Origin of the sequence: Frankia sp. AgB1.9 (assembly GCF_016786355.1) — a bacterium.
Taxonomy (GTDB): Bacteria; Actinomycetota; Actinomycetes; order Frankiales; family Frankiaceae; genus Pseudofrankia.
Genome location: NZ_JADWYX010000134.1, coordinates 1 through 24,964 on the forward strand (window position 1 = coordinate 1; position 24,964 = coordinate 24,964).

The following is a 24,964-nucleotide window of genomic DNA, read 5'->3' on the forward strand; positions in this document are numbered from 1 at the left end:
GGCCATCGGGTGCCTCCTCTACCTGCGCCTATGCACAGAGTGTCACAGTGGAGTTACACCGTTGTTCTTACAGTCCCACTGGCTGCAGTTGTCGCTGGTCGATGAGTTTTTCGATGGTGGCGAAGAGGCCGAGGATGGTCTGGTGGTTGGCGTGGCCGATCATGATCGTGCCGGGTTGTAGGTATTGGGTGGCCAGGCCGATCAGCTGGGCGGGGGTGATCAGGGTCGAGTCGCCGAAGCTGCCGTTCCACATGAGGATCTTGGTGTAGCCGAGCTCGCCGACGACGGCGTCGACGTGGTGGTTGTGGGAGCCGTAGGGCGGGCGGAACCAGGGCCGGCTGGTGATGCCGAACGTTCTCTCGATCCAGCTTTCGTTCTTCTCGACATCGGCCTGGATGTCGGCGTCGGTGCGGTGGGCGAGCAGGTCCTTGTGGCTGAAGGTGTGGTTGCCGATCTGTACCTGTCCGGCTTCGATCAACGGGCGCAGGGCGTCGGCGTGGCGGTCCCAGATCGCCCGGTAGCAGCCGTTCGGTGAGAACGTGATGGGGATCTTCGATCGCTGGGCGAACTCGACATAGCCAGCCACCGTGTCCGGGTCGTAGCCATCGTCGATGGTCAACGCGATACGCCGGGTCTGGTGGGGGTCGCGAGAGACGACCGTCGGCGCTCCGGGGTGCGGTGGCGGGATCGGCGGCAGCGGTAGCGCGCCGGCCGGCGACGGTTCGCTCGATCCGTCCCTGACGGCGACTGCCGCTGGGCGAACGGTCGCGCGCGGGTGATGCTCGGTCGCGCAGCCGACCAGCGCCTGCGCCGCGCCGACGCTGAGGAGCGACAGAAGCACTCGACGGTCCATATAAGTCACCCTATTCGGGCATTCAGACAGCTTTCGCCGTGCGGCTGTTGCAGGCGGCGGCGCTGGCAATGCTGAATCTGGTGGCCGTTACCGGCAACTCGGGATCTCCCAGGTGTGCCGTCAGCTGGTCGTGGCGAGGAGCGGGTGGGGACGGCCCAGCGCAGGCTGTCGCGCAGTGCCGGGCGCCAGACGCCGTAGTCGTGCCCACCGGGTCGCAGGCGCCGGTCGACGCCGAAACCGCCGCGACGGCTCAGGAGGCCGGCCATGGTGAGGGTCTCGCGTAGGCCTGACGGTCGCCGGGGACCGGTCGCGTTCCCCGCGCCTCATGCGCCCGAGGCCGCGGACGGTCAGCGACTGTCTGCCAACGTGAGGGCGGGAGATCGGACCGGATTGTCTCCCAGACTGGTCGAGTTGCCGAAAGCCGGGACGAAGGGTAACCAGGGAGAAGTGAGACTTCATCGCAGTCGGGGCACAGACCATGTACCCAGTGCGCCGTTCGCGCACGTCACCGCGGACTTTCGTACCGCGGCCGTCTGCGGGCTACTGGCGTGTGCCGCCATGGTGGCGGCCGGTGGGTTCGGAAACATCCACGGCCACACGCTGCATCAGAAGATCCTCGGAGCGGCCGGGGCGGCGGCGTTCCTGGTCCTCGCCCTGCTGACGGTCCGGGCGACGAGCAACGAGATCTACCGGGTCCTGCGACCCAGGACCGGCAACGGGCACGCCGCAGTCGTCCGCCTTCTGATCAACCTTGTCGGCTACACAGTGGTGCTGTTCTCGACGCTGGACCTGCTCACCATCCCGATCCAGCATCTGCTGCTGGGCGGCGCACTGACCGGCGTGTTCGTCGGCATCGCTTCGCAACAGGCGCTGGGCAACGTCTGCGCCGGGCTGGTCCTGCTGTTAGCCCGCCCCTTCAACATCGGCGACCACGTCCGCGTCCGCTCCGGTCCCCTCGGCGGAATTTTGACCGGGCAGGTCACCGGCATGGGACTGAGCTACGTCAACCTGCTCACCGATGACGGGCCGTTGTCCATCCCGAACAGTGCGATGCTGGCCGCAGGCGTCGGCCCGATATCCCCGCCCACCGCCGTACCCACCCAGTCAGCACCCGCCACCATCACCGATCCCAGTCCCGTCAACCCGTCTCCCCTCTGACCAAGACGCCTGGCCGGGTCGGCCGACGATGGCAGCGGGCAAGTCCGGCATGTTGCGACGTGTCTGCGTCGTTCCGGCGGCGCCCGACGCGGTATGGGCGCGGATGACCTCTCCTGAGGGCATCAACGACGAGCTCATGCCCGTGATGCGGATGAGCGTTCCTGTCGGGTTGCGTGGCAAGACCATTGATGACGTTCCGCTCGGCGAGCGCGTGTGCCGTAGCTGGCTGCTGCTTTTCGGGTTCGTTCCGTTCGAGTACGACGACATCGTCATCGCCGAGCGCGAACCTGGCCGCCGGTTCCGCGAGACGTCGACGATGTGGAGCGTGCGCCGCTGGGTCCACGAGCGGACGGTCGCGCCGCATGTCGACGGCTCGATCGTCGAGGACCAGATCACCTTCCGCCTGCGCTGTCCCGTCGGCGCGGTTCCCGGGTCGCACCGCCTTCTGGGTGCCGTGCTCACCCTCCTGTTCGCCCACCGCCATCGCAGGCTGCGCCGCCATTTCGCTCGGTCGGCACCGGCCGTCGAACTACCCGGTGACGCTCTTTGACCGTCCCGTCGCCGGAAGCGGTCATGGCGGCGGATCTGGCCACCGTCGGGCTGGTGCGGACGACCGGCCGGGCGCCGCGGTAGCAGTCGCGAGCGCGTCCAGCCGGTCCTGGTCACGCAGGCGAGAGAGCACGCCCGCGGTGAGCGAGACCGCGAGACCGCTGCCGGCGAGAGCCAGGGCGTGGCCGAGACCGGCGTGCTCGGCGATGAGCCCCCCGGCCGCGGCGCCGATGGGTTGGCCACCCCAGGCGATGATGCGCGCGGCGGTGTTGACCCGGGCCTGTAGGTCGTGGGGCGCGGTGGTCTGGCGCACGATGACGCCGTTGAGGCTGACGACGCTGTTGGCCGCCTGCCAACCGGCGAGGGCCAGCGCGGCCGTCGCCAGCGATCGGCTCGCCGTCCAGGCCGCGAGGAAGAACAGGCCGGCGGCCAGGCCGCCGAGGGTGACCCAGCCCACCGGAAGACGGCGCTGCAGCCAGACGACCGCGACGCTCGCGACCAGGCTGCCCGCGCCCGCGGCGGCGTAGAGCAGCCCGATCCGTCCGTCGTCGCTGGACAGTCCCAGCTGGCGTACGGCGACGACGACGACCAGCCCGGTGACGAACCCGGCGGTGAGGCTGTTGCCGATGCCGATGAGCGTGAGCGTGCGGACCAGCGGGTGGCGCCACACCCAGCGCAGTCCCTCACCGATGTCGCCGCGCAGCGACCGCCGAGGTGGCGGCGCGGCGATCGCCGGTATCGGTAGCCGCGCCATCATCAGCGCCGAGACGGCGAAGCTGACGGCGTCGAGGGCGATCGCCTGGCCGGCGCCGACGGTCGCGGCGAGCAGCCCGCCCATGGCCGGCCCCGCGAGGCTGACCACTGTGCTGACCGCGCTCAGGTTCCTTGTGGCCTGGCCCATCGCGCCGGCGGGGACCAGCGCGGCCAGCGCCCGGAAGCCGGCCGCGTCGGAGAAGGTCAGGGCGGCGGCGCTGCCCGTCGCCACGATCAGCAGCTGCGTGGTGGTCAGGCCGCCGAGCGTCGTCGTCAGTGGGATGCTGGCGAGCAGGACGGCGCTGACGACGCTGGAAGCCGCCAGCACCTGGCGGGGATCGAGACGGTCGGCCCACGCGCCGGCGGGCAGCCCGAGAACCAGGTAGGGCGCCGCTTCGAGGGCCGCAAGCAGCCCGGTCAGCGCGGGGCTGCCGCTGTGCTGGTAGACCAGCAGCGGCAGCGCGACCAGGGTGACGGCCGAACCGGTCCAGGAGATGGCGCGGGCCAGCAGGAACGCCCGATAGCCAGGGCGGTCCCGCGCTTTCTGGTCCCTTTCGGCCGCCAGCGACGTGTCGGCGGCCGCGGTCATGGGCGCAGCGCCGCGGCGAGGGACTCGACGCCCTGGACGCCGGCGAGGTTCGTCGAGTCCCACTGCGACAGGAAGATCATCCTGCCGGACTGGACGGCTCGGACCGTGGGCAGCGTCCGGGCCAGGAACGCGCGGGCGTCGGCCTCGTTCTCACCGCCGCTGAGCAGGTACACCAGCGTCGCCGGGTTGTTCTTGACGATGCTTTCCTTGGACAGCTCGGCGTAGTACTGGCCCGCAGGGAGGGTTCCGGCGTAGATGTTGCGGGCGCCGGCGCGCTGCGCGATGTCGGTGTAGACGCCGTCGTAGGTGTAGATCGAGTCGTTGTAGGTGCTGATCATCGCGACGGGAACGGCCGGCTGGCCGGTGACCTTCTTGGTCACCGCGGCCAGCCGGTTGTCGAGGTCCGCGCGCAGCCGGGCCGCGCTGGCCTCGACGCCGAAGATGCGCCCGAGGGTGGCCAGGTCCGTGTCGACGTCGGTGACCTTGGCCTTGGTCGCGTCGTCGGTGCAGAAGCCGCTGAGGATCAGGACCTGGGTTCCCTGCGCGGCCAGGTCGGCGATGGTGGGCAGCTGCTGGCCGTCGAACAGGTAGGAACCGTCGGCCCAGATCAGGTCCGGACGCGCGGCGAGCAGCTGCTCCTTCGTCGGGGGGCCTTCGCTGAGGACGGGGACGCGACCGGCCGCCGCCGCGTACGCCGGTGCCGGGGTGCCGTTGCTGGTGTTGTACTGCCCGACGACCAGCGTGCCGAGGCCGAGGGCCTCGAGCAGGTCGGTGTTGGTGGGCCATCCGGAGATGACCCGGGTCGGGGCATGGTCGAAGCGCAGGGTGCGCCCGCAGTTGGTCACGCTGACCGGGTAGGTGGCCTGGCCGGCGCCGTTGACGACGGTCTGGTTCGCCGCCGGCGCAGGCGGCTTCGCGGAAGCGCCGCAGCCGGCTATTGCCGCGGCCGCGGCCGCCAGGGCCACCATGGTTCTAAGGCTCCGACGGTCCGTCATGAGGTTCCTTTCACAGCAGGGAAGGGGTCTTGGACACGCTGGTGTGGCTCCGCGAGCAGGGGGGAGCATCCGTCGGCGGGCGGTGGTGCGCCCGGGAGTGACGGAGCCTCGGAGGTCAACGAGCTGAAGGCGAAGTGCGGCCTGCCGGTCACCGGGTGAAGGCCGCGGTGGGCGTGCACCCGGAAGACCTGCCGCAACAGGCCGGGCGTGAGGACCTCGGCGGGCGGCCCCGCGGCGACCACTTTTCCGTCGGCCAGGACGTGGACGAGGTCGCAGAACGCCGCGGCGAGGTCGAGGTCGTGCAACGCGGCCAGGACGGTGATCCCCAGCGATCGGATGAGTTCCAGCAGGTCCAGGCGCGAGCCGATGTCGAGGTGGTTGGTGGGCTCGTCGAGAACGAGCAGGCGGGGTTGGGCGGCGAGCGCGCGGGCCAGCAGGACCCGCTGTTTCTCTCCACCGGACAGGGAGGCGAAGGACCGGTGGGTCTTCTCGGTCATCCCGACGGTGCGCAGTGCCTCCGCGACGATCTCCCGGTCGAGGGTCGAGGTGCGGCTCCAGGTGTTCTGGTGCAGGAGGCGTCCGGTGGTGACGACGTCGCCCACGGACAGGTGAATGTCGCCGCTGTGTTCCTGCGTGAGCGCGGACACCTGCCGTGCCGCTGCTCGTGGTCCGAGGTCACGGTGCAGGTCGAGCCCGTCGAGCAGCACGGTCCCGGCTCGTGGCCGCAGGGCGTGGTAGACGGTCTTGAGCACGGTGGACTTGCCGCTGCCGTTCGGTCCGAGCAGGCCGACGAACCGGCCCGGCGGGCAGTCGACGGTCAGGTCCCGCACGATCGGGGTTCGGTCGACGTCGACCCCGAGGCCGTCCAGGCGTAGGCCGGTCACGGGGTGGCGCCCTGGCCGCCGCGTCGCAGCAGCACGAGGAAGAACGGAACGCCGACGACGGCGGTGACGATGGTCAGCGGCAGTTCGAGCGGCTTGGTGACCGTGCGGGCGGCCAGGTCTGCGAGCACGAGGAAGTTCCCGCCGAGCAGCGCGGCGAGCGGGAGCAGCCGGCGGTGGTCGGCGCCGACGAGCAGGCGGACGGCGTGGGGGGCGATGAGGCCGACGAACTGCACGCCGCCGGCGACGGCGATGACGGTGCCGGTGAGCAGCGCGGCGACGACCAGCAGCTCGGTGCGCAGCCTGCTGACCGCCACTCCGGACGACGCGGCCGCCTCGTCGCCGAGCAGCAGCGCGTTGAGCCCGCGTCCTCGCCCGATCAGCCAGCAGGTGCCGACGGCGACCACCGCGGCGGGCAGCCCCAGCTTGTGCCAGTCGGCGCCCGACACCATCCCCAGCAGCCAGAACAGCAGATGGGATAGCTGGTTGCTGCTCACCCGCAGCTGCAGGAAGCTCGTCGCGGCCTGTAGCAGGTAGCCCAGCGCGACACCGGCCAGCAGCAGCCGGCTTGGGTCGATCCGTCCGTGTCGGCGGCCCAGCGGGAGCACCATCGCGAGGGTGAGGACAGCGCCGGCGAAGGCGGCCCCGGGCACGCCCAGTGTGGCCAGCCATCCCGCGGCGCCCACGCCACCGAGCGTCAGCACGGCTACGGCGCCGAGAGCGGCTCCCGAGGAGACACCCAGGACGTACGGATCGGCGAGCGGATTGCCGACGACCGCCTGCAGCGCCGCGCCCGCGACGGCCAGGCCCGCGCCGACGACGAACGCCAACAGGACCCGCGGGGCACGTACCTGCCAGATGATCTCGTCGTCGATTCCTGGCCGGCCATGGACGCCGAACGCGGGCCCGACCGTGTGCGCCAGCAGGCTCGACCAGATCTCGTCCAGCGGGAGCCGCACCGCGCCCAGGCTCACCGCGGCGGCGAGGACGACCGGTGTCGCCGCCAGCAGCACGACGAGGGCCAGCGCGAACCGGGCCCGCTCCGGACCCCGGTCGGCCAGGGCGGCGTCGTCGGACGAGACTTCAGAGCTGAAACGATAACGATTTCGGATAGCCAGCGAGGAGGTGCTCAGTGTGGGCGGCATGCGCGGTGTCCTTGCTGGTCAGGTCGGAATGGGGGCGGCCCCTGGTCGAGGCGGGCCGGGCCCGGGGCGGCCGTGAGCGCGCGCGGCGCTCAGTGTGGGAGAGGCATGGTCGGCAGCACGGCCGTCCGTGGACGCGACCGTCCCGCCGGCAGCCGCTGCCCACCCAGGAACGGCAGGCCCGCCGGGGAGTTGCTGTAGAGGCCGGGGACGACGACCCGGGTGACGTACAGGCCGGCGCGGCGGACGTCGGGGGTCGTGACGTCGACGGCGACGGCGCGGTGGCCGTGGGCGGCGAGCCGGTCGACGAGTGCGGCCAGCCGTTCCCGAGGCGTCGCGGCGGGCCGGGTGGCGAGATCGGCCAGCCGCGTCTCGCCGACGGTCGCGGCGGTGAGCTCGCGGTGAAACGTCGCGCGCACGGCCGGATCGAGGTGGAGCTGGAGGTGGCAGCCGTAGTCGACGACGTCACCGAGGTCGCCGCGGTAGGACTGGGCGTAGCGCCGGTCGGCCCGCCAGGGCTTCAGTGGGCTGGCCGGGCTGGCGGCGAGCCGGGCGTAGGAGCCGGCGGGGTCGTCGTAGTCCGCGACGAACAGCTGCAGCTGCAGTGCCTCGCCGTAGGCCTTCAGCGTGGCGTCGATCGGGTCGTGGTGCACTCCCATGCCGAGTGTCAGGTAGCCGGTCTGGGCGTCGGTGACCAGGGCGCCGAGGACCGGCTCGGCGAACTCGTCGTCGAAGGCAAGCAGACGCACGTCGAGAGCGCCCCGTGGGCCCTGGCAGAAGTCGCGCAGCCACTGGGGTGTGACGACTTGGTGCACTCCCCGCCCGCCGGACCAGGACAGCGTCATGGCGTCGCGTTCGATCACCTCGAGCAGCGCCCCGGTCTCGGCGCTCGTCTGGTCGGCGCCGGCGGCGAGACCGGCCTGGATGACCGGATGGGTGTGCGGGACGTCATGCCGGGCGGCCGGGGCGTTCCAGGACACCCAGACCAGGGAGGCGGGGACGAGGACGGGCTGCCCGCTGCTCAGGTCGCGTCCGGGTGCCCAGCGCTGGACGAGGTCCGCGGTCATCGGGAGGAGGGGGAACCCGGGCCGGTCGTACTGGTCTGGGGAGTAGAGCGCGAGGGTGTCCGGGTCGAGGGCTTCGATGCCGGCGTTGACGAGCTTGGCGTGGCTGGCGGTGACGAGCCCGGGCGGGACGAGGTTGCCGCAGTACCGCTCGGCGGCCTCGCCGAGGGCCGCGGCGACGGCGCGTCCGGGAGCGGCGAAGCCGTGGCCGGCGCCCGTCGCGTCCGCCGGCCACCGGCCGAAGCGGGTCGGGTCGCACAGCCACGCATGGGTCAGCGTGAACGACGGCGGGAACCACGGCGGGACCGGCCGCGCTACCAGACGGCGCACGATCCCGGTACGTCCGTCGACGAGCAGTGGGTAGGGCAGCGCGGCTGCCGTCGGGCCGGCTGTCGCCGGTAGGTCGCGGGCCGCGTTCGTGGTGGTGATGGTCGTCTCCTCGGCCGTCAGCTCGTCGGCTCGTCTCAGGCAGGTCGGCGGGCTGGTCGTCATGCCAGCGGAAGAGGCTCGCGGACGAGGTCGTCCTCGGTCAGCGGCGCCGCGCTCCACCCCATCGACGCGGGCACGTCGTAGAGCCGCCGCCCGCCGCGCAGCGGGTAGGCCGGCGGCCCGTTGCCGATCAGTCCGGGCACGACCACGCGGACCACGTGCAGCCCGCAGCGGGCGACGTCAGCGGTGGTGAGGTCGACCGCGACGGCGCGCAGCCCGCGCGCGCGCAGGCGTTCCAGGTGAGCCTCTCGGACCGACGGAACGGGTCCGTCGATCCGGGGAAGCGCGTCAAGCGTCACGGTGCCGCGTGGGCGTAGCCGGTCGATGGCTCTTCGTTGCAGCGCCGGGTCGAGGTAGAGCTGGGCGATGGCCGGCAGATCGACCAGCTCCCGGTAGTCCGCGCTCACCGCCTGCCCGTAGCGGCGGTCGGCGCGAAACGGGAGGAAGACGTGCCCCTCGATGTCGCCCGCGGCGACGGACCGCCACACGTCGCTGCCCGGATCGGCGAGCTGGCGTCCGAGGACGAGCAGCTGCAGGGCCTCGACCAGTGCCTTGGCGGCGGCGGCCGACGGGTCGGCGCGGCAGGCGGCGCCGAAGGCGAGGATCCCGTCGGTCTCGTCGGTGAGGACGGCGCCGAGGACCGGCACGTCCAGCTCGGAGGGGACGGCGAGCAGCCGCACGGTCAGGGGGTGGTCCCGGTAGGGCCGCCCGAGCTGCCCGGTGACGACGCCGCCGTCGAGCACGGACCGTGCCGGGGCCCCGGACGCCCACCAGATCGTCGTCGCGTCCCGCTCGAAGACCTCCTCGAGCGCGGCGGTCTCGGCGTCGAGCAGGCTGGTGCCGGCGGCGATCCCTGAGTACATGAGCGCGTTGACCGGCGGTTCACCACGACGCGGGCCGTGGAAGTAGTCGAGGTAGACCAGCGAGGCGGGGACGAGCACGGCTGCGCCGCTGGCCAGGTCGGTCCCGTCCACCCAGGCGACCTCAAGATCACGGGTGAAGGGAACGAACGGGAAGCCCGGCGTGGCGTACTGCCGCGGGGAGTACAGCGCGAACGACAGCGGGTCGGTCGCCGCCAGGCCCCGCGCCCGCAGGGTGTCCCAGCTCGCCCTCGGCAGGTCCGGTGGCACGGCGTTGCCGCAGTAGCGTTCCACCGCCTCGCCGATCGCCGCACCGCGGGCCCGGCCCGCGTCTGCGAGGGTGGCGCCGAATCCGAACCCGTCGGCGCGCCGGGAGGCGAACCGGTCGGTGCGGCCCACCCGTGAGCTGCGCCCGAGCCAGCCCGACGGCGTGCCGGGCATCGGTGGCTGGTCGACCACCGCGGTCAGCAGCCCCAGCCGGCGGTCGACGAGGTCATCCATCGTCATGACGTCGCCCTCCCGCCGGCCGGCGCCGCCGGGACGACGGCACGGACCTCGGGCAGGGCGGCGGTGTCCGCGCCCGCCTCGGCTGTGCAGCCCGCGCCGGACCCCGCGTTCGCCTGGGCGGTCAGCAGGGTCAGGCGTGTTCCGACGTGCCCGGCGCCGGACCGGACCGCCTGTTCGCAGGCCCGAGAAAGAGTCGTCGTGTAGCGGTCCTGCCCGGTGCCGGGGTTGCGAGCGAGGGTGGGATGGTCGCTACTGGTGATTTCGAGGATGATCCGGGCACCGGCGGGGACCCGCTCCGCGGCGCCGGACAGCGCGACCGTCCCCGTGGCCGCTCCGTCAGGGCCGGCTGGCCAGGTGGCGCTGCCACATCCGATCTCGTAGACCGGGCCCGCCGGCAGCCAGGCGAGTACGCGCACGATCCAGTCCGCCTCGGCGGCGTCGGTGGTGACGGCCAGCTCCACCCGTCCCGGGCCCAACAGGGTCACCGGTTCGGCCAGCGGCCTGGTCAGGTAGCGCACGGCATCGGGCCGGCCGAGCAACGCCCGACGGTCGGCACCGGGGACGGCGGACGGGAACGGGTCGTCGGGGTCGTACCGGAAGGCGCGGACACCGCCCGGCCCCGGCCCGGCCGTCGACAGGGTGCCGTCCGCTCGCGCGTGCCAGACGTCCTCGGCCGCGTCGCCAGGCGGCCAGGCGGCCCCGCGGATCCACCTGTCGGCTCCCCGGACGAAGACCTCGACGCCGGATATCGCCCGGGTCGTACGGGTCGCCGACGCGGTGGACATGGCCGCCGACCCCGGTGTTCGCGCGGGCGAGCCGGGTCCGGCGAGCACCGCGCGCAGCCAGTCGACGCACGCCATCCCGAACTCGTAGCGTGAGCGCGCCCCGTGGTCGCGGTCGCCGACCCTCGTGGTCGAGCCGAAGGCGAGGTCGTGCCCCCACGCGCCGACGACCAGGCGGCGCGGCGGCCGGGGCGTCACGGCCGAGCCGACCAGGTCCCAGTGCTCCAGCGTCTCGGGAACCAGCAGGTCATACCAGCCGCCGAGGTGGAAGGCGGCGGCTCGAACCCGGGCCAGCTCGTCACAGGTCAACGCCTCAGGCCCCGGCTCGGGGCCGGTGCGCAGGATGTCGCCCCAATGCGGCAAGACCACGCCCAGCCGTTCTGGCAGTTCACTGACCGGCCGGTGGTCCAGAAGATCAGGTTGGCGTGCGTGCAGCAGCCGGCCCAGGCCGTCGCGGCTGGTGCGGGCGTCCGCTCGTTCCAGCCACCAGTAGGCGTGCTCGGCGAGCCGCAGGATGCCGCTGGGCTCGAACCTGGTGCGGTGCAGGCCCATCGACGGGCCGAGGCTGACCACCGCGCGGACCGCGCCGGGCCGTGCCACGGCGAGCGCCCAGGCGGTGTACCCGCTGTAGGAACCGCCGTAGGCCACCAGCCGGCCGTCGCACCAGGGCTGGGCGACGATCCAGTCCGCCAGGGCGGCGCCGTCGGCCCGCTCGTCGCGGTAGGGCCGCCAGGTGCCGTCGGAGTCATACCGGCCACGCACGTCCTGCACCACGTAGCCGAACCCGCGCGCGGCCCACCCCTGGCCCTCGACCAGGTGGGCGCTGCGTCCGTAGGGAGTTCGGGTGACGACCACCGGAACGGGCCAGTCCGCGGGCGGAGGCAGGTGGGCATCGGTCGCAAGCAGGGTGCCGTCATGCCCCGCCACCCGCAGATTCGCCCACGGCCCGGCAAGCCTCGTCATGCCCGCACCGCCGGCGCCGGCCCCGCAGCGACGCCGCCCTCGTCCGACCGGGCCGAATCCACCAGCACCGGCAGGGGCAGCACCGGGTGGCGGGTGACGGTGCCGTCGGAGCCGACCTCCAGCTGGACGTCGACCCGCGGGAGCTGTCCGGTGGCCCACCAGCGTTCGATCTCTGCCAGCAGGAGGCCGGCGGCTACCGCGACGACGCCGCGGCCGGGCCACGGAACCTCTGGATGGTCCTGGTCCGGCCGGTCCAGCCACGCCCAGAGGGCCAGCAGTTCGTCGGGCGCGTCGGCGGCAGCAAGGCGACGCCCGCGCAGGTCGGCGTAGCTGGCGGTCCGCCCCGCGACCGTGAGCGGACCGGCGAACAGCGCGAGGCCCTCCGCGTGGCAGCGGGTCCACGCCGTCCCGTGACGCGCGCACCACTGCTCCACCTGACGCCAGTGCCCGTCCGGCAGCCACCCCGCGCAGGCCATCAGAACATCGGCGTGCCGCACAGCCGCCTGATCGACCGGGCCGCGGCGAACCTGCGCCCAGCCGGCCGCGAGGGCGGCGGCGAGATGCGCGACCGGCCCGTCGCCGGCGACGTGCAGCACAGGCGGCGCGATCCCGCTGGGGACCGATGCGCCTGGGGCCGCCGCGTCGTCGTACAGAACTCCGCGGTCGCGCAGCGCCGACACGAGCTGTGCCAGCGGCGCGACCTGGCCGGCACCCGCGCCCGCAGGCTCCCAGCCCGCCCACCCGCTCGCCCGCAGCCGGTCCACCAGCTCGGCGACCGCATCCGACGGCCCCAGGATCCGCAGGAACGCATCCTCCGGTCCCACGGCGCGCCAACCCCCGTCCGGAACTGGGTAGAGGTGATGGCCAGCGGCCAATTTCATCGAGAACCCTCTCGTGGCTCAGAGTCGACGACAGCGAACCGAGCTCCGGCGGCCTCCCGCCGGAGCCCGATCCCTCGGTCAGCGCCCGACGACGAACGGGTTGTGGACCAGCGCGTTGGTGCCCGGACCCTGCGGCGCGGCCACCGGCGCCACCGCGACGAGCGGCTCGACCACAAACGGGCTGTGGACCAGCGCGTTGGTGCCCGGACCCTGCGGCGCAGCCACCAGCAACGACACCACCACCGGCTCGACCAGAACGTCGCTCACAACAACCTCTCCTTAATGAAATCGGAAACCATTTCCGATAGGACGACCTTAGGTGGCCCTCGATCCGCCAGCAAGGGGCGACTTCTGGTCACTTTTGGTAGTCGAATGACGACCGTGGGATCGGCGTCGGGTCCCGTCCGCACGACGCACCGGTCACACGAGACATGCACTAATGGAAATCGTTATCGTTAATAGCATGCGACGAGGATGTGACGGAGGGCCAGGCGCCCTGGCGGTGACGGTCGTGTGCACCATGTCGGCCCGGATGGAGCTGGCCGCCTCGACGCCGGACGGGACGTCAGACCGCGGTCTGGTGGGCGTCCTGACCTACCGTTGGCCCGGGGCGGCGAGCCCGGAGGAGCGGGTCATGACGAGGTTGTTCGACAACGGATCGGGCCGGGCGACGTCTCGGCGGTTCCTTGGCGACGCGGCCTCGCTCGCCCGGGCGGCCCGCAATGATCTGGCCGCCGCGGTGCGCGCGGTCGCGGCCGAGGGCCGCCACGAGGCGCTGGTGGTCGTGCCGCCGCCGGGTAGTCATCCCGCCGCCGTGGCCGCGGCCGTCACCGAGGCGGCCCCCACGGCGGTGGTGTCGCTGGTGGCACTGGTCGACGCCACGACAGTCCTCGACGATTTCGACGGGCGGTCCGGCGCGGTGATCGACCGGGGGTTCGCCGCAGGATGGTCAGGCGACGCCGGCCGGCTCGCGGCCGAGCAGATCGAGCGCGCCGAGCAGGTGGTGCTCGCGGCGACCGGCGAAGTCCATGTGTGCGACGCGCTCCAGCTCGACGTCCTGCTGCGTCGGCTCAATCCATCGGCGCACCATGTGACGGTGTCCGGCCACGTGGTGTCCGTCGCCGAGGTGTGGTCACGCGGGTGCAGTCTGGAGACTGATCGGCTGGGACGCGGATGGCCGCGGGGGTTGTTCGCCCTGCCGCCCCGGGAGGTCAGTTCCAGCGAGCTGGGCGTGACGGAGACGTTCTGTCGTGCTCGCAGGCCGCTGCACCCGGTCCGGCTGTTCCATGCTGTGGACGATCTCGTCGCGGGGGTGGTGCGTTCGCGGGGCTGGTTCTGGGTGGCGAGTTGCCCGGGCCAGCGGTTGTCGTGGGACCACGTCGGCGGCGCGGTTCGGGTCGCGCCGGACGGCCGCTGGCGAGCCGAGCTGCCCTCTTCCCCCCGGGAACGGCAAAGCCTGGTCAGCCCCGATCCGGCGGAGCCGTGGGACCCCTGCTACGGCGACCGGACCCAGGAACTGGCGTTGATCGGCCTGCACGCCGAACCGGCCAGAATCGTCGAGACCTTCGCCGGCTGCCTACTCACCGACGCCGAGCTGGCGCTGGGGCGAGACGTCTGGCGGACCTGGCCTGATCCGTTCACCCGGCACGCGGACGGGCCCCGTTTGCGGGCATAGCCGCGCTCACCGCGTCGGGGCCTTCGCGGCACACGAAGCGCAAGTGCCGAACAGCTCAAGAGTGTGCGAGATATCCGTGAAGCCCTCAGCGGCGGCGACTCGCGCGGTCCACCGTTCGATCTCGGGGCCCTCGACCTCGACGGTACGTCCGCAGCCGCGACAGACGAGGTGATGGTGGTGGGCCTCGTTGGCACATCGCCGGTAGCGGGTCTCCCCGTCATCGGTGCGTACGACGTCGACCTCGCCATGCTCGGCGAGTACCTGCAGATGACGGTAGATCGTGGTCAGACCGACGGGCATGCCACGGTCACGCAGCCGAGCATGCAGATCCTGGGCGCTGCTGAACGTGTCGGTCTCGCTGAGCGCCGCGAGCACCGCGTCGCCCTGGCGGGTGACACGCACCGTCGTACCGCGTCCGGCGAGACGACGGGACTGTCCGGTCATGTGAGCCACCCTGCCAGAGCCGTCGAGAACCCGCGAATTCTCGGTGGTCGTCCCAGCAGCGGAACCGCTCCGCGTGCGGCCCCCACCATGGATGCGTTCCTCAGGGACACGGCGGGGCGCGGTCATGCCGTCTCCTGGGCGTGGGTGAGGGCGTCACGCACGATGTGCGCGACGTGGTCGTCGCTGAGCCGGTAGGTGATCTCACGGCCCTGACGCGCCGTGGCCACCAGGCCGGCGCCCCGTAGCACCCGCAGGTGCTGGGAGACCAGTGACTGGCTGACGCCCGCGGCGGTGACGAGTTCGTGGACACAGCGCGGGCCATCGGCGAGTTCGGCGATCACGGCGAGCCGCACCGGAGCGGCCAGCGCCCGCAGCAGCTCGCTCGCCGCCTCCAGCGCGGTCGTGGGCAGCGCCTCTATCACATGCACACATTAGCACTTCTTCATGTTTGGGCAGGGATCGCCATCCGGCGTGGTCGTGCGGGCCCCACGGTCGCCCACGGACCTTCCAGCTATCGGTATTGACAACGGTTACCATATGGCAGATCGTTGCCATAATCCGTTGTGCTACTGGAGGTCTTCTCATGTCTTTGACCGTGCCCCCGCAGCTGCTGGAGCAGGCCGAGCGCGGAGCTGTCGACGACGAGGCGTTCCTTGCCTGCGTGCGCGCCTCGCTGCCGTACGCCTACGCGCTTGTCGAGGGGCTCGCTGCGGACCTGCCCGCGGCGGAGCGTGACTTCGTCGACAACCAGATCCCGCCGGCCGACCCGGCCGCGCAGGGGCAGCTGCTGCGGGCGATGGCGAGCACGTCCATCCGAGGCGCCCTGGAGCGTCATTTCGCAGTGACGATCGCGTTCCAGAACTGCCACCGTGTCGCCGTGTTCCGACCCGACACGGTCGAAGGCGACCAGTACCGCGCCTTCGTCTCGACCCGGAGCCAGGTTCTCAACCAGCAGCCAGGCTTCGTCAACTGCTGAGCGCCCGCGCCGTGCCGCACGGCGATCAATGACCACGCTCGGCCGGGTGAGGCGTCCCGGAGCGGACGCCTCACCCGACCCCTCCCGCCGGTGCAAATGACAATCGTTATCCTTTGGCTGCGTGCCGCTGGGGCACGCCAGGCTCGCGGCAGCGCCGCCGCGACCGAAGGATGACATTCCCGATGAAGATCGCCTTTGTGGGCAAGGGAGGCAGCGGCAAGACCACGCTGTCGTCGCTTTTCATCCGGCACCTCGCCGCCGCGGGGCGGCCGGTCCTGGCGATGGACGCCGACATCAACCAGCACCTCGCGGTCGCCCTGGGGATGGACGAACGAGAGGCCGCGGCGATTCCCACCCTGGGAGATCACCTCCCGGAGATCAAGGATTACCTCCGGGGGGACAACCCGCGGATCCCCAGCGGCGCGGTGATGGTCAAGACGACTCCGCCGGGCCGTGGGTCACGGCGGCTCCCGGTCACCGGCCCCGATCCGCTGCTGGACCGGCTGTCGGTCCGCATGCTCGGAGCCCGGTTGCTGGCCACGGGCGCGTTCACCGAGGAGGACCTCGGCGTCGCCTGCTACCACTCCAAGGTCGGCGCGGTGGAACTGCTGCTCAACCACCTTCTCGACGGGCCGGGCGAGTACGTCGTCGTCGACATGACCGCGGGCGCCGACGCGTTCGCCTCTGGCCTGTTCACCCGTTTCGACCGGACGTTCCTGGTCGTCGAGCCCACGCGTAAGGCGGTCGCCGTATACCGGCAGTACCGGGACTACGCCGCCACCTACGACATCCCGCTCTCGGTCATCGGCAACAAGATCACCGGGTCCGAGGATGTCGCGTACCTGCGGGACCAGATCGGCGACGACCTGCTCGTCTGCCTCGGACACTCGCCCGCCGTGCGCGCGATGGAACAGGGCCGGCCACTGAGCATCGATGACCTTGAAGCCTCGACCCGCACCGCACTGGACACGATCCATCACACGGTCGACGCCACCCCGCGCGACTGGGACCGCCTGACCCGCCAGATGGTCGACTTCCACCTCAAGAACGCGCGGGCCTGGGCGAACGAGGCGACCGGCACCGACCTCGCCGCGCAGGTCGACCCTGACTTCGTCCTCGGCCCCGACCTCCTCGCGTCGCGCTGACCAGCAGCCGGCGCGCACCCGCCGGCACGCGCGGCGGCGGCCGCCGGGCGCGACCTCACCCGCGTGACTCCCGCGGGACCGGAACGGGCGCATACCCATAATGACAACGATTACCGAAACCGTTATCGTTGTCGATGGTGGGGCGGACGGCGGTCTAGTCGGTCCTGCCAGCGCCCGTCCCACCACTGAAGGAGATGCTCCGGATGCACGCCTTCCGCCCGCGGCACCTTGCGCTGACCGCCCTCGCGGCCGTCGGCTCTGTGGCGCTCGCCGCCTGCGGTTCCAGCGGCGGGGGTGCCACGGCGCCCGCCGGCGGCACGGCCGCCGCCGGCACGCCGATCACCGTGGTCGCCGCGGAGAACTTCTGGGGCAACATCACCAGCCAGATCGGCGGTAGCCGTGTCGCGGTCACCTCGATCATCAGTGATCCGAACGCCGACCCGCACGAGTACGAGTCCGACCCGAAGGACGCCGCCGCGATCAGCAAGGCGGCGTTCGTGATCGAGAACGGGGTGGGCTACGACGACTTCGTGCACAAGCTCCTGGCCGCCAGCCCCAAATCCGGCCGCGAGGTGCTCTCGATCGAGAAGACCGTCGGCGTCGGCGGCGACAACCCGAACCCCCACCTGTGGTACAACCCGACCTACGTGATCGCCGCCGCGAAGGCCATCGAGGCCCAGCTGGAGAAGGAAGACCCAGCCGGCGCGACATCCTTCCAGGCCAACCTCGCGACGTTCCTCACCGGCGAGCAGGGTGTCGTGGCCGTCATCGACCAGATCAAGGCCAAGTACACCGGCACGCCCGTCGCCTACACCGAACGGGTCCCGGGCTACCTCGTCGAGGCCGCCGGTCTGAAGCTCGCCACCCCGGCGTCGTTCTCCCAGTCCATCGAGGACGGCAACGACCCCAGCCCGGGCGACACCACCGCGTTTGACACGGCCCTGAGCAGCCATGCGGTCAAGGTGCTCCTGTACAACAGCCAGGTCACCAGCCCGATCACCCAGAAGGCCCGTGCCCTGGCGACCACGAGCGGTATCCCCGTCGTCGGCGTCAGCGAGACCCTCCCGCTGGGCGAGAAGGACTTCCAGACCTGGCAGGCCGACCAGGCCAAGGCGATCCTCGCCGCCCTCGGGCAGTAACCCGCCCACCCCGCGAGAAAAAGGGACAACAGCACGTGACCACGCTCGACCATCCGTACCCCAAGCCCCCGCGCCGCGTCCCGCCGGAGGCGGTGGTCGAGCACGGCCAAGGCCCGGACGACGCCGCCGCGCCGTCCGGGCCGCCGACCGTCCGTCTCGCGGACGCGACGCTGCGATTCGGTGCCCGCGAACTGTGGACACGCCTGTCGGTGGACGTCGCCCCGGGCGAGTTCCTCGCGGTCCTCGGTCCCAACGGCGCGGGCAAGACGAGCCTCATCAAAGTCCTGCTCGGTCTCACGCCGCTGAGCGCGGGCTCGGTCACCGTCTGCGGACAGATCCCCCGCCGGGGCAGCACCCGGGTCGGCTACGTGCCCCAGCAGAAGGCCTTCGACCGTGACCTGCCGCTGCGGGGCCGCGACCTTGTCGCGCTCGGCCACGACGGTCACCGCCTCGGAACCGGCCTCCCCAGCCGCGCCAGGCGCGCCCGGGTCGACGCCGCCCTGGCCGCCGTCGGCGCCCTCGACTACGCCGACGCCCCCCTCGGCCTGCTCTCCGGCGGCGAACAGCAACGCCTACGCATCGCCCAGGCGCTACTCGGAGACCCCCAACTGCTCCTGTGCGACGAGCCGCTGCTCTCCCTCGACCTGCACCACCAGCGCGCCGTCACAAGCCTGATCGACGCCCGCAGGCGGGCCGCCGCCACCTCGATCCTCTTCGTCACCCACGAGGTCAACCCGATCCTGCCGCTGGTCGACCGCATCCTCTACCTCGTCGGCGGACGCTGGGCCATCGGCCACCCCGACGAGATCATGACCAGCGAACGGCTGTCCACCCTCTACCGCACCGACATCGACGTACTACGCGTACGCGGCCGCATCGTCGTCGTCGGCGCACCCGAGGGTGCCCTCGCGGCGCCTGGCGACGACGATCACCATCCCGCCGAGACCATCCCCACCTCCGCCGGGATCACGACGGGCAGGCGCTGATGGGACTCGCCGACTACCTGCACGAAACGTTCGTGCAGCACGCGCTGCTCGCGGCCACCCTGGTCGCCATCACCAGTGGCCTCATCGGCCCCTTCGTCGTCACCCGCAAAGCCGCGTTCGCCGTCCACGGCACCGCCGAACTGTCCTTCACCGGCGCGGCCGCCGGCCTGCTCATCGACGGCGACCCGGTCCTCGGGGCGCTGGTCGGCAGCCTCGTCGTCGCCACCGCCATCGGCCTACTCGGCGCCCGCGAACGCGAACGCGACTCCGCCATCGGCGTCATCCTCGCGTTCGGCCTCGGCGCCGGCGTCTACCTGCTCACCTTCTACCACGGGTTCGCCACCGAGGCGACGAACATCCTCTTCGGCCAGATCTTCGGCGTCAGCAACCAGCAGCTCCTCATCCTCATCGCCGTCGCCGTCGCCGTCCTCATCGCCATGGTCGCGCTCTACCGGCCGCTGCTGTTCGCCTCCGTCGACCCCGACGTCGCCGAAGCCCGCGGCATCCCGAACCGCGCCGTCGGACTGCTGTTCCTCTACGTCCTCGCCTTCACCGTCACCGAAGCGGCCCAGATCGTCGGAACCCTGCTCGTGCTCAGCCTCGCGATCACACCCGCCGCCGCCGCGCAACGCCTCTCCGCCCGACCCGCCATCGTCACCGCACTGTCCATCACCTTCGCCCTCATCGCCGCCGACGGCGGCCTGCTCACCAGCCTGCAGACCAACATCAAAGCCAGCGTCCTGGTCACCGCGATCAGCTTCGGCCTCTACCTCACCGCCCGCGGCCTCGGCACCGTGACCCGCTCCCAGCGCCGCCCGACCCCGACGACGGACCTCGCCGCGGACCCCAAGCACCCCGCGGCCCCAGACCGGACCGGCACCACCAAACCGCGCGGCGCCACCATCTCATGACAAGGCCCCCACCCTGCTAGAAAAGGTAGGACACGACCGCGTCGAGCCAAGACTTCCCGCAGCCATAAGAGGTCCGCATCGCCGCGCCCGATCCCGACATCGCCCGGTTGGTAGCCGGATGCTGCGCCGGCCCGGTTCTCGCCGTGCTCGGCGCCGTCGCCGCTGCCGCGACGCTTGCTGCCGTGTGGGTTCCCGCGCTGGCCGTCCTGGCGGTGGCCGCGTTGGTCGGGGCCGTCGTGGTCCGCCGTCGCCGCCCTGCTGCCTGCCGGGCCGTACCGGGCCCGGTCGACCTGGACGTGCCCGTCCCACGTAGCCATCGGGACCCTGCGAGGCGGACCTCACGGTGAGCCACGCCGCACCGCTGCCAGCGGTGTGTGATGCAGATCAGTGACCCGTGAGGATGAACGGGACGAACCGGGCAGGCGGACGTGTGGAGGGGCCGGACGGTGTCCCGGGACGCGGACGACCCGGCTGCGCGAGACGGTCTGGTCGCATGGATGGAACGCCGTCAGGTCGCGGTGTACCTCGTCGCCCTGGCTGTGGGTACGGTCGTCGGTCTCGCGACCCCGGGACTCGGACCGGGTCTGGAATACGCGATCAACCCGCTGCTGTACGTGACGTTCCGGCAGGTCCCTGCCGTCGAACTGGTCCGCTCCCTAGGTGACGGCCGGTTCCTCGCCACCGCGCTGGTGGTCAACTTCGCCGTCGTACCGGTCGTGGTCGCCGCGATGTTCACGTTCCTGCCCGGGGACCAGGCCGTCCGCCTCGGAGTGCTGCTGGTCCTGCTGTGTCCCGGAGGCTGGTCACCCGACTCCGCTCCGACACCCACGGCACCCTCGACGGCCGGGCGCCTGGGTGGGATGTCCTAGGTCCGATGCCGGCAGCTTGACAGGCAGGCCCATCCCGCCCGTATGAGCGCCGGGACTCCTGGGCGGATTGCATCGATGGGCGCTCGCCATGGCGGAGTGCCCAGTCCGCCCGACCTGCCGGTCGAGCAGCTTGAGGGACGGCCTCGCCGTGGTCTCCACGCGCAAACCATTCCGCCCGCTTGATCTGTGACGGTAGCGTCACGTGGCGTTCGAGTGCGGCCGTTGTGTCTCGCGAGGCACTGTGACGACGGCGAGGTTTGTCAGATGGCTGGTGTCGGTGGGAGTTCGCGCCGGGGGTGGCTCTGGTCGTGGGGAGCCGCCCGAGATGGTCTTCACCGTTGAGGTCGTGACGGGCCCGGTGGCCGTGCCTGGGTCGCCCAGCGGCGCGCCGCTGACCCGGCCCGGAGGCGGCGAACGACGCGCCGAGGCCCGCGGAACCAGACTGATCGGTTGATCGCGGGGAGGGATGGATCCGCGGACGGTGCTGGTTCGGATTTGTGGTCTTTCCGTCGGTCGTGTCGCCGCGGCCTCCATGGAGCGTGCGGAGATCGCTTCGGTCTACGGCGATCAGGCCAGGTTGACCTGTGATCCCCGGGGTGGTCCGGCGGCCTGGGCCGTGGTCGTTGACGGATCGGGTGCTCGTCGCGGCCTGACCTCCCGGTTCGGGTTAGGCGAAGGTGAACCTGACACGAAGGTCACAGCCGGGGGTGATGTTCGTGCGGGTGCGGTATGGGTGCGGCAGAGTGGGGCCCGTGCCTAGTCCCCTGACCTCGGCGTCCGCGCCTGTTTCGGCTGTGGACTATGCGTCCAGCCACCTCGTTCCAGACGCCGCGCGTGCGTGTTTCGGTTCGGTGCTGGGTGTCAACGCCGCGGTCTTCTACGAGCTCGACGAGCAGGAAGACGCTCGCCGGGAGCGGGACAGCGCTGCGGCGATCACGGATGTCGACGTACTTGATCTTCTTCTTTGCCTTCCGATCGGTGAGTCCGTCCGTATAGATGATCTTGGAGGGCGTAGGCGTCGCGCTCTCGCGAAGATCCCGACGGGATGTGTCGAGTTCGGCTGGGACACCGTCATCCGCCAGGCTCGTCCACCGCTGACGCCGTCGCTTGCGATCGTCGGCGGGAACGGCAGCTTCCGGCGGAAGCTGGAGCTGGCTGGCCGGTTCGCGCCGTTCTGTCCGAAGGCGATCGTGATCGACCGGGCGCCCCGCGATCTGACGGCCGCGTGTTTCGACGCGGACTTTTACGGCGTCGGGTTGATCGTGGCGTCGGGTGGTTCGGACGTCGAGGCGCTCGTCGCGCCGCAGGTGCATTGGCCGCGGCGGGTGGTGCCCAGGACGTGGTGGTTCACCGAGGAGATTTACCGGATGCACCTCACGTGCGGCGCGCCGGAGAGGACATAGCCGCAGGCTCGTGCGTGACGGACAGGTCGGCCCACCGCGCCAGGTCCTCCGGGATCTTGAAGGCGCCTGCCTGCCTGAGGCGCTCGTTCTCGGCGCCGATAGCCTCGCGGGCGTCGCTGGCGAGGCGATGCCACCACGCCTGGCGGCTGCCCAGATCGGTATAACGGAACACCGCGACCACCAGCTCGGTCCACACTGCGGCGTTGTGGCTGTCCGCGAGGGCGCGGATCTCGTTGTCGAAGCCGTCGAACCGGTCGAGCCTCGCGCCGTCGCAGGCGGAGCAGTCGCAGGTGGGGGCGTCGGTGTTCGCGTACACCTGGGCGAGGTCGGGGCCCTTCGAGAACCGTAGGAACTCGGGGAGCAGCACGGTGGCGGCCGGTGGCCCTCCGCGGTTCTTCGACTCGGCTGGCTGCCCGGGGGGCACGGTGTGCCGCAGGGAGCCGCTGAGGCCGAACGCGGCGAACAGCGCGCCGTGCCCGATCGCGTCGATCACCTGAAGGTCCGATCGCCAGAGGCCCACCCGTGGGTTGTCGATCAGCAGCCTTCGCAGGTTCGTGGTCGCTTTCTTGTACCTGTCGAAGGGGTTGAACTGGCCACCGACGGCGATGGCGACCGGGTGAGGAATGTTCTTGATCGCCCGGTCGAGCTTCTCGATCCAGTCGTCGCGCAGCCAGGCGGCGTCGATCGGCAGCATGACGGTGACGTCGGATCGCTGGAGTTCCTGGGCCGCGTGGACTATGGCCTTGAGTGCGTCCCAATCCGCCGCGCGGATGTAGCCGGTCGGCGTGATCGCGGCGATCGCGCGGCGCTCGACCTGGAGGTCGAGCTCTCGCTCCAGTCCTGACCCGTACATGTCGTCGGGCGGGACGATGAAGGGCTGGCCGCTGGTCGCGACCTGCTTCTCATAGTGTCCGGGGTCGAGGAGCAGAGGGCCCTGGTATCGGGCCAGCGCCAGCTGGCCGCCCTTCTGGAGGTCGTCGAATCGGCAGACCGCGAGCCCGCCGTGCTCGTGGTGCAGCTGCGGGCCGATGGTGGGGATGCTGGGGGTGCGGGGCGAGACGAACAGGAAGAGCCGCTCCGAGAGCAGCCGCTCCGTCTTGGTGGCGGCCTGTCGCGGCGCCGGGACGGGCGGGAGCAGAGCCTGGTCTGGCACGTGCTACCTCACGATGGTTCGACGGGGTCGGCGTCACCGCCGGGGGACAGGTAGAGATCATGGAACTCGTCGGGGAGTAAACCGATCCGGGCGGCGGCGGCCTGCGCCGAGCCGGTCGACGCGACGAGCTGCTGCGCGAGGTGGCGCACGAGGCGTGGGGGCTCGCTCGGTAGCGTGCCGGGTTCCCGGGTGCGGTAGCCGAGCGCGGACATCTCGATCATGATCTGGCGGTACTGCCAGTCGCTGATCGCGCCAAGGGTGAGAGCGCGCCGCACGAGCGCGGCCATCGACGCACCCCAGTAGTGCTTTAGCTCGATGAGAAGCGCCAGGTCGACGCTCCCGGAGAAGCTGCCGCGGATCTCGTCCGCAGGCAGGAGAAGCTCGGAGGCGAACTCGTCGGCCTCCTGCTCGATCTCCGGACCGCCACCGACCTCGCCGTGGAGGAAGACGTGGCCGATCTCGTGCGCGAGGCTGAACCGAAAACGATCAGTAGGCGCCTTCAGGTCAATGAGGAACAGCGGCGGCTCGTCGCCGGACCACTGGGTCACCGCGTCCAGGCCGTCCGCGTCCAGATCGCGCGCGACCACGAGACCTCCGGCTGCCTCGACCGCTCCGACCAGCGCGCCGATCGGCCCAGAGGGCAGGCCCCATTCCTTTCGCACGTGCTGGGCGATCTCCGTGGGAATGTCCATGGGCCCGCGATCTGCCCGGTAGAAGCGGTGCGGCGTCGGCCCGACGGCGGTCTGCAGGGCGCGCAGCTGGCTCCGCGTGAACATCAACTCGGCATGCACGCGGCGGAGCGCCTTCGCGCCCAGTGACGCCCTCCGGCGGTGGTAAACCAGGCCGAACCCCACGCCATGGACCTCGGGATCCGTGCATAGGACCTCGATTGGATAGTGCAGGGCCGCCGCGTACAGGTCCAGCCGGTCGCCGGAGACCGCGAGCCGACCGGCCTCGGCCTTGCTGACGAACGCCTGGGAGACGGCCTCCCCGGCCAGGTCGGTCATCGCGCCGGCGACATCTGCCTGCGTGAGGGCCCGCGACTCACGGGCAAGCGCGAGAACCGCCGCGTTCGCCACGAATTGCGCCACCTCGCCACCTCCCGTCGCCTACCAACGTCAGCGTAACACGCCGGCCACCGACGTCTACCTACGACAAAATATTCCTAGATCGCTCCGAGGTCCGGGACCTGAGGTGGCGAACGGCCACCGGCTCGGCTTGGTCGGGCGACGCGACCGCCGCCTTCGTCCCGCGCACGCCGACGAGCTGACCGCCCACCGGTGGCACCACCCGTCAGCGACTCCATCGTCACCACCTACCTACTGGACGGCACCTAACTACTCCGACCTCGAAGAACTCACCCTTTCTCCACTGCGGACACTCCTCCAGGGGCGCCGTGTGCTGGGGGCAACACACGGCGCCTGGATATCGTGTCGTTGTGGGTAACACGGGCGGTCTGGTTCCGGTATGTGTCGGAGTGTCGGACCCGGCAGTGGCCTCGCCGTCTGCCGCCGCGGCGCGCGTCAGTCCCTTGCTGCCTCGGCGGCGATCTCCCCTCGCCGACCCGAAGATCGAGTGGACGGCCCACCAGGTCGAGCCGTGGTGGCTGCGGGACCGTATCGCGGACCTGGGCGGCAGAGCGCCGGCCCGCGTCGGGTGGGCGGCCGGCGCGGATCGACTCTTGAGTGCAGCCGGGGGGGGGGGGGGGGGGGGGGGGGCGGGGCCGCCGCGACCTCGACGGCGTTCCGGCGGACCCATTCCACGAACGGCTGCAGCGACTCGATGAGGCCGCGGCCG

At 71.4% G+C, this 24,964-nt stretch carries 23 protein-coding genes and 1 pseudogene; 10 read left to right on the plus strand and 14 right to left on the minus strand.

Annotation, left to right across the window (positions count from 1 at the left end):
- Window positions 1–67 precede the first annotated feature (67 nt).
- Window positions 68–841, minus strand: a complete 774-nt coding sequence (locus I6A60_RS34925; RefSeq protein WP_307874022.1) for a polysaccharide deacetylase family protein — start codon at window positions 839–841, stop codon at window positions 68–70.
- Window positions 842–1,411: 570 nt separating this feature from the next.
- Between I6A60_RS34925 and I6A60_RS34930 the strand changes: the two genes are divergently transcribed.
- Window positions 1,412–2,011, plus strand: coding sequence for a mechanosensitive ion channel family protein (locus I6A60_RS34930; protein WP_203024470.1), 600 nt, complete (start codon window positions 1,412–1,414; stop codon window positions 2,009–2,011).
- A gap of 103 nt (window positions 2,012–2,114) precedes the next feature.
- On the plus strand, window positions 2,115–2,561 hold the full coding sequence (locus I6A60_RS34935; protein WP_238436888.1) for a hypothetical protein: 447 nt from the start codon (window positions 2,115–2,117) through the stop codon (window positions 2,559–2,561).
- A 21-nt stretch (window positions 2,562–2,582) separates the two neighbouring features.
- Here the strand turns inward: I6A60_RS34935 and I6A60_RS34940 are convergent, their stop codons facing one another.
- The 9 genes from I6A60_RS34940 to I6A60_RS34980 all read right to left on the minus strand — a co-directional run bounded on the left by I6A60_RS34940 (window position 2,583) and on the right by I6A60_RS34980 (window position 12,733).
- Complete coding sequence (locus I6A60_RS34940) at window positions 2,583–3,902, minus strand: MFS transporter (RefSeq protein ID WP_203024469.1); 1,320 nt, start codon at window positions 3,900–3,902, stop codon at window positions 2,583–2,585.
- Window positions 3,899–4,870, minus strand: coding sequence for an ABC transporter substrate-binding protein (locus I6A60_RS34945; RefSeq protein WP_238436889.1), 972 nt, complete (start codon window positions 4,868–4,870; stop codon window positions 3,899–3,901). The genes I6A60_RS34940 and I6A60_RS34945 overlap by 4 nt, the downstream gene beginning before the upstream one ends.
- Window positions 4,871–4,893: 23 nt before the next feature.
- Window positions 4,894–5,781, minus strand: coding sequence for an ABC transporter ATP-binding protein (locus I6A60_RS34950; RefSeq protein WP_203024467.1), 888 nt, complete (start codon window positions 5,779–5,781; stop codon window positions 4,894–4,896).
- Window positions 5,778–6,923, minus strand: coding sequence for an iron ABC transporter permease (locus I6A60_RS34955; protein WP_203042444.1), 1,146 nt, complete (start codon window positions 6,921–6,923; stop codon window positions 5,778–5,780). The genes I6A60_RS34950 and I6A60_RS34955 overlap by 4 nt, the downstream gene beginning before the upstream one ends.
- An 89-nt stretch (window positions 6,924–7,012) precedes the next feature.
- Window positions 7,013–8,476 (minus strand): YcaO-like family protein, encoded by a 1,464-nt coding sequence (locus I6A60_RS34960; protein WP_203024466.1) that lies wholly within the window; start codon window positions 8,474–8,476, stop codon window positions 7,013–7,015.
- Complete coding sequence (locus tag I6A60_RS34965) at window positions 8,473–9,840, minus strand: YcaO-like family protein (RefSeq protein ID WP_203024465.1); 1,368 nt, start codon at window positions 9,838–9,840, stop codon at window positions 8,473–8,475. Before I6A60_RS34965 ends, I6A60_RS34960 begins: the two co-directional genes overlap by 4 nt.
- Window positions 9,837–11,585 (minus strand): CocE/NonD family hydrolase, encoded by a 1,749-nt coding sequence (locus tag I6A60_RS34970; protein ID WP_203024464.1) that lies wholly within the window; start codon window positions 11,583–11,585, stop codon window positions 9,837–9,839. The genes I6A60_RS34965 and I6A60_RS34970 overlap by 4 nt, the downstream gene beginning before the upstream one ends.
- Entirely contained in the window at window positions 11,582–12,409 is an 828-nt protein-coding gene (locus I6A60_RS34975) for a hypothetical protein (RefSeq protein ID WP_203024463.1), read from the minus strand. Before I6A60_RS34975 ends, I6A60_RS34970 begins: the two co-directional genes overlap by 4 nt.
- A gap of 135 nt (window positions 12,410–12,544) precedes the next feature.
- A complete protein-coding gene (locus I6A60_RS34980; RefSeq protein ID WP_203024462.1) occupies window positions 12,545–12,733 on the minus strand; it encodes a streptamidine-related RiPP repeat protein in 189 nt (62 codons plus the stop codon).
- 196 nt (window positions 12,734–12,929) lie between these two features.
- Here I6A60_RS34980 and I6A60_RS34985 point away from each other — a divergent pair, with 196 nt between their 5' ends.
- Window positions 12,930–14,141: a GTP-binding protein gene (locus I6A60_RS34985; protein WP_203024461.1), complete on the plus strand. Its 1,212-nt coding sequence runs from the start codon at window positions 12,930–12,932 to the stop codon at window positions 14,139–14,141.
- 6 nt (window positions 14,142–14,147) lie between these two features.
- Here the strand turns inward: I6A60_RS34985 and I6A60_RS34990 are convergent, their stop codons facing one another.
- Complete coding sequence (locus tag I6A60_RS34990; RefSeq protein ID WP_203024460.1) at window positions 14,148–14,585, minus strand: Fur family transcriptional regulator; 438 nt, start codon at window positions 14,583–14,585, stop codon at window positions 14,148–14,150.
- A gap of 122 nt (window positions 14,586–14,707) precedes the next feature.
- A complete protein-coding gene (locus I6A60_RS34995; protein ID WP_374113403.1) occupies window positions 14,708–15,007 on the minus strand; it encodes an ArsR/SmtB family transcription factor in 300 nt (99 codons plus the stop codon).
- Between the two features lie 161 nt (window positions 15,008–15,168).
- On the opposite strand from I6A60_RS34995, the gene I6A60_RS35000 reads away from it, so the two are divergent.
- From I6A60_RS35000 to I6A60_RS35030, 7 genes and pseudogenes are all read left to right on the plus strand, one after another.
- On the plus strand, window positions 15,169–15,561 hold the full coding sequence (locus tag I6A60_RS35000) for an SCO5389 family protein (protein ID WP_203024458.1): 393 nt from the start codon (window positions 15,169–15,171) through the stop codon (window positions 15,559–15,561).
- Between the two features lie 182 nt (window positions 15,562–15,743).
- On the plus strand, window positions 15,744–16,706 hold the full coding sequence (locus tag I6A60_RS35005) for an ATP-binding protein (protein WP_203024457.1): 963 nt from the start codon (window positions 15,744–15,746) through the stop codon (window positions 16,704–16,706).
- A 203-nt stretch (window positions 16,707–16,909) separates the two neighbouring features.
- The gene (locus I6A60_RS35010; RefSeq protein WP_203024456.1) at window positions 16,910–17,845 is read left to right on the plus strand and encodes a metal ABC transporter solute-binding protein, Zn/Mn family; all 936 of its coding nucleotides are present in this window, start codon (window positions 16,910–16,912) and stop codon (window positions 17,843–17,845) included.
- A gap of 92 nt (window positions 17,846–17,937) precedes the next feature.
- Complete coding sequence (locus I6A60_RS35015; protein WP_374113402.1) at window positions 17,938–18,831, plus strand: metal ABC transporter ATP-binding protein; 894 nt, start codon at window positions 17,938–17,940, stop codon at window positions 18,829–18,831.
- Window positions 18,831–19,742, plus strand: coding sequence for a metal ABC transporter permease (locus tag I6A60_RS35020; protein ID WP_203024454.1), 912 nt, complete (start codon window positions 18,831–18,833; stop codon window positions 19,740–19,742). Before I6A60_RS35015 ends, I6A60_RS35020 begins: the two co-directional genes overlap by 1 nt.
- A gap of 497 nt (window positions 19,743–20,239) precedes the next feature.
- Window positions 20,240–20,536 (plus strand): annotated as a pseudogene (locus I6A60_RS35025) (arsenic resistance protein); the annotation flags it as partial.
- An 869-nt stretch (window positions 20,537–21,405) separates the two neighbouring features.
- Complete coding sequence (locus I6A60_RS35030) at window positions 21,406–22,014, plus strand: hypothetical protein (protein WP_203024452.1); 609 nt, start codon at window positions 21,406–21,408, stop codon at window positions 22,012–22,014.
- On the opposite strand, the gene I6A60_RS35035 is transcribed toward I6A60_RS35030, so the two are convergent.
- A complete protein-coding gene (locus I6A60_RS35035) occupies window positions 21,986–23,167 on the minus strand; it encodes a hypothetical protein (RefSeq protein ID WP_203024451.1) in 1,182 nt (393 codons plus the stop codon). The two genes, I6A60_RS35030 and I6A60_RS35035, sit on opposite strands and share 29 nt — an antisense overlap.
- A gap of 8 nt (window positions 23,168–23,175) precedes the next feature.
- Window positions 23,176–24,258, minus strand: coding sequence for an ImmA/IrrE family metallo-endopeptidase (locus I6A60_RS43790; RefSeq protein ID WP_203024450.1), 1,083 nt, complete (start codon window positions 24,256–24,258; stop codon window positions 23,176–23,178).
- Window positions 24,259–24,964: the final 706 nt, after the last annotated feature.

Excerpts from the sequence above, each read along its gene's own strand:
- I6A60_RS34970 (WP_203024464.1), bottom strand. The coding sequence starts at position 11,585 with ATGACGAGGCTTGCCGGGCCGTGGGCGAATCTGCGGGTGGCGGGGCAT.
- I6A60_RS34990 (WP_203024460.1), bottom strand. The coding sequence starts at position 14,585 with ATGACCGGACAGTCCCGTCGTCTCGCCGGACGCGGTACGACGGTGCGT.
- I6A60_RS35005 (WP_203024457.1), top strand. The coding sequence starts at position 15,744 with ATGAAGATCGCCTTTGTGGGCAAGGGAGGCAGCGGCAAGACCACGCTG.
- I6A60_RS34955 (WP_203042444.1), bottom strand. The coding sequence starts at position 6,923 with ATGCCGCCCACACTGAGCACCTCCTCGCTGGCTATCCGAAATCGTTAT.
- I6A60_RS35010 (WP_203024456.1), top strand. The coding sequence starts at position 16,910 with ATGCACGCCTTCCGCCCGCGGCACCTTGCGCTGACCGCCCTCGCGGCC.
- I6A60_RS34930 (WP_203024470.1), top strand. The coding sequence starts at position 1,412 with ATGGTGGCGGCCGGTGGGTTCGGAAACATCCACGGCCACACGCTGCAT.
- I6A60_RS34960 (WP_203024466.1), bottom strand. The coding sequence starts at position 8,476 with ATGACGACCAGCCCGCCGACCTGCCTGAGACGAGCCGACGAGCTGACG.
- I6A60_RS34935 (WP_238436888.1), top strand. The coding sequence starts at position 2,115 with ATGACCTCTCCTGAGGGCATCAACGACGAGCTCATGCCCGTGATGCGG.
- I6A60_RS34985 (WP_203024461.1), top strand. The coding sequence starts at position 12,930 with ATGCGACGAGGATGTGACGGAGGGCCAGGCGCCCTGGCGGTGACGGTC.
- I6A60_RS34945 (WP_238436889.1), bottom strand. The coding sequence starts at position 4,870 with ATGGTGGCCCTGGCGGCCGCGGCCGCGGCAATAGCCGGCTGCGGCGCT.
- I6A60_RS35000 (WP_203024458.1), top strand. The coding sequence starts at position 15,169 with ATGTCTTTGACCGTGCCCCCGCAGCTGCTGGAGCAGGCCGAGCGCGGA.
- I6A60_RS34940 (WP_203024469.1), bottom strand. The coding sequence starts at position 3,902 with ATGACCGCGGCCGCCGACACGTCGCTGGCGGCCGAAAGGGACCAGAAA.
- I6A60_RS35020 (WP_203024454.1), top strand. The coding sequence starts at position 18,831 with ATGGGACTCGCCGACTACCTGCACGAAACGTTCGTGCAGCACGCGCTG.
- I6A60_RS34965 (WP_203024465.1), bottom strand. The coding sequence starts at position 9,840 with ATGACGATGGATGACCTCGTCGACCGCCGGCTGGGGCTGCTGACCGCG.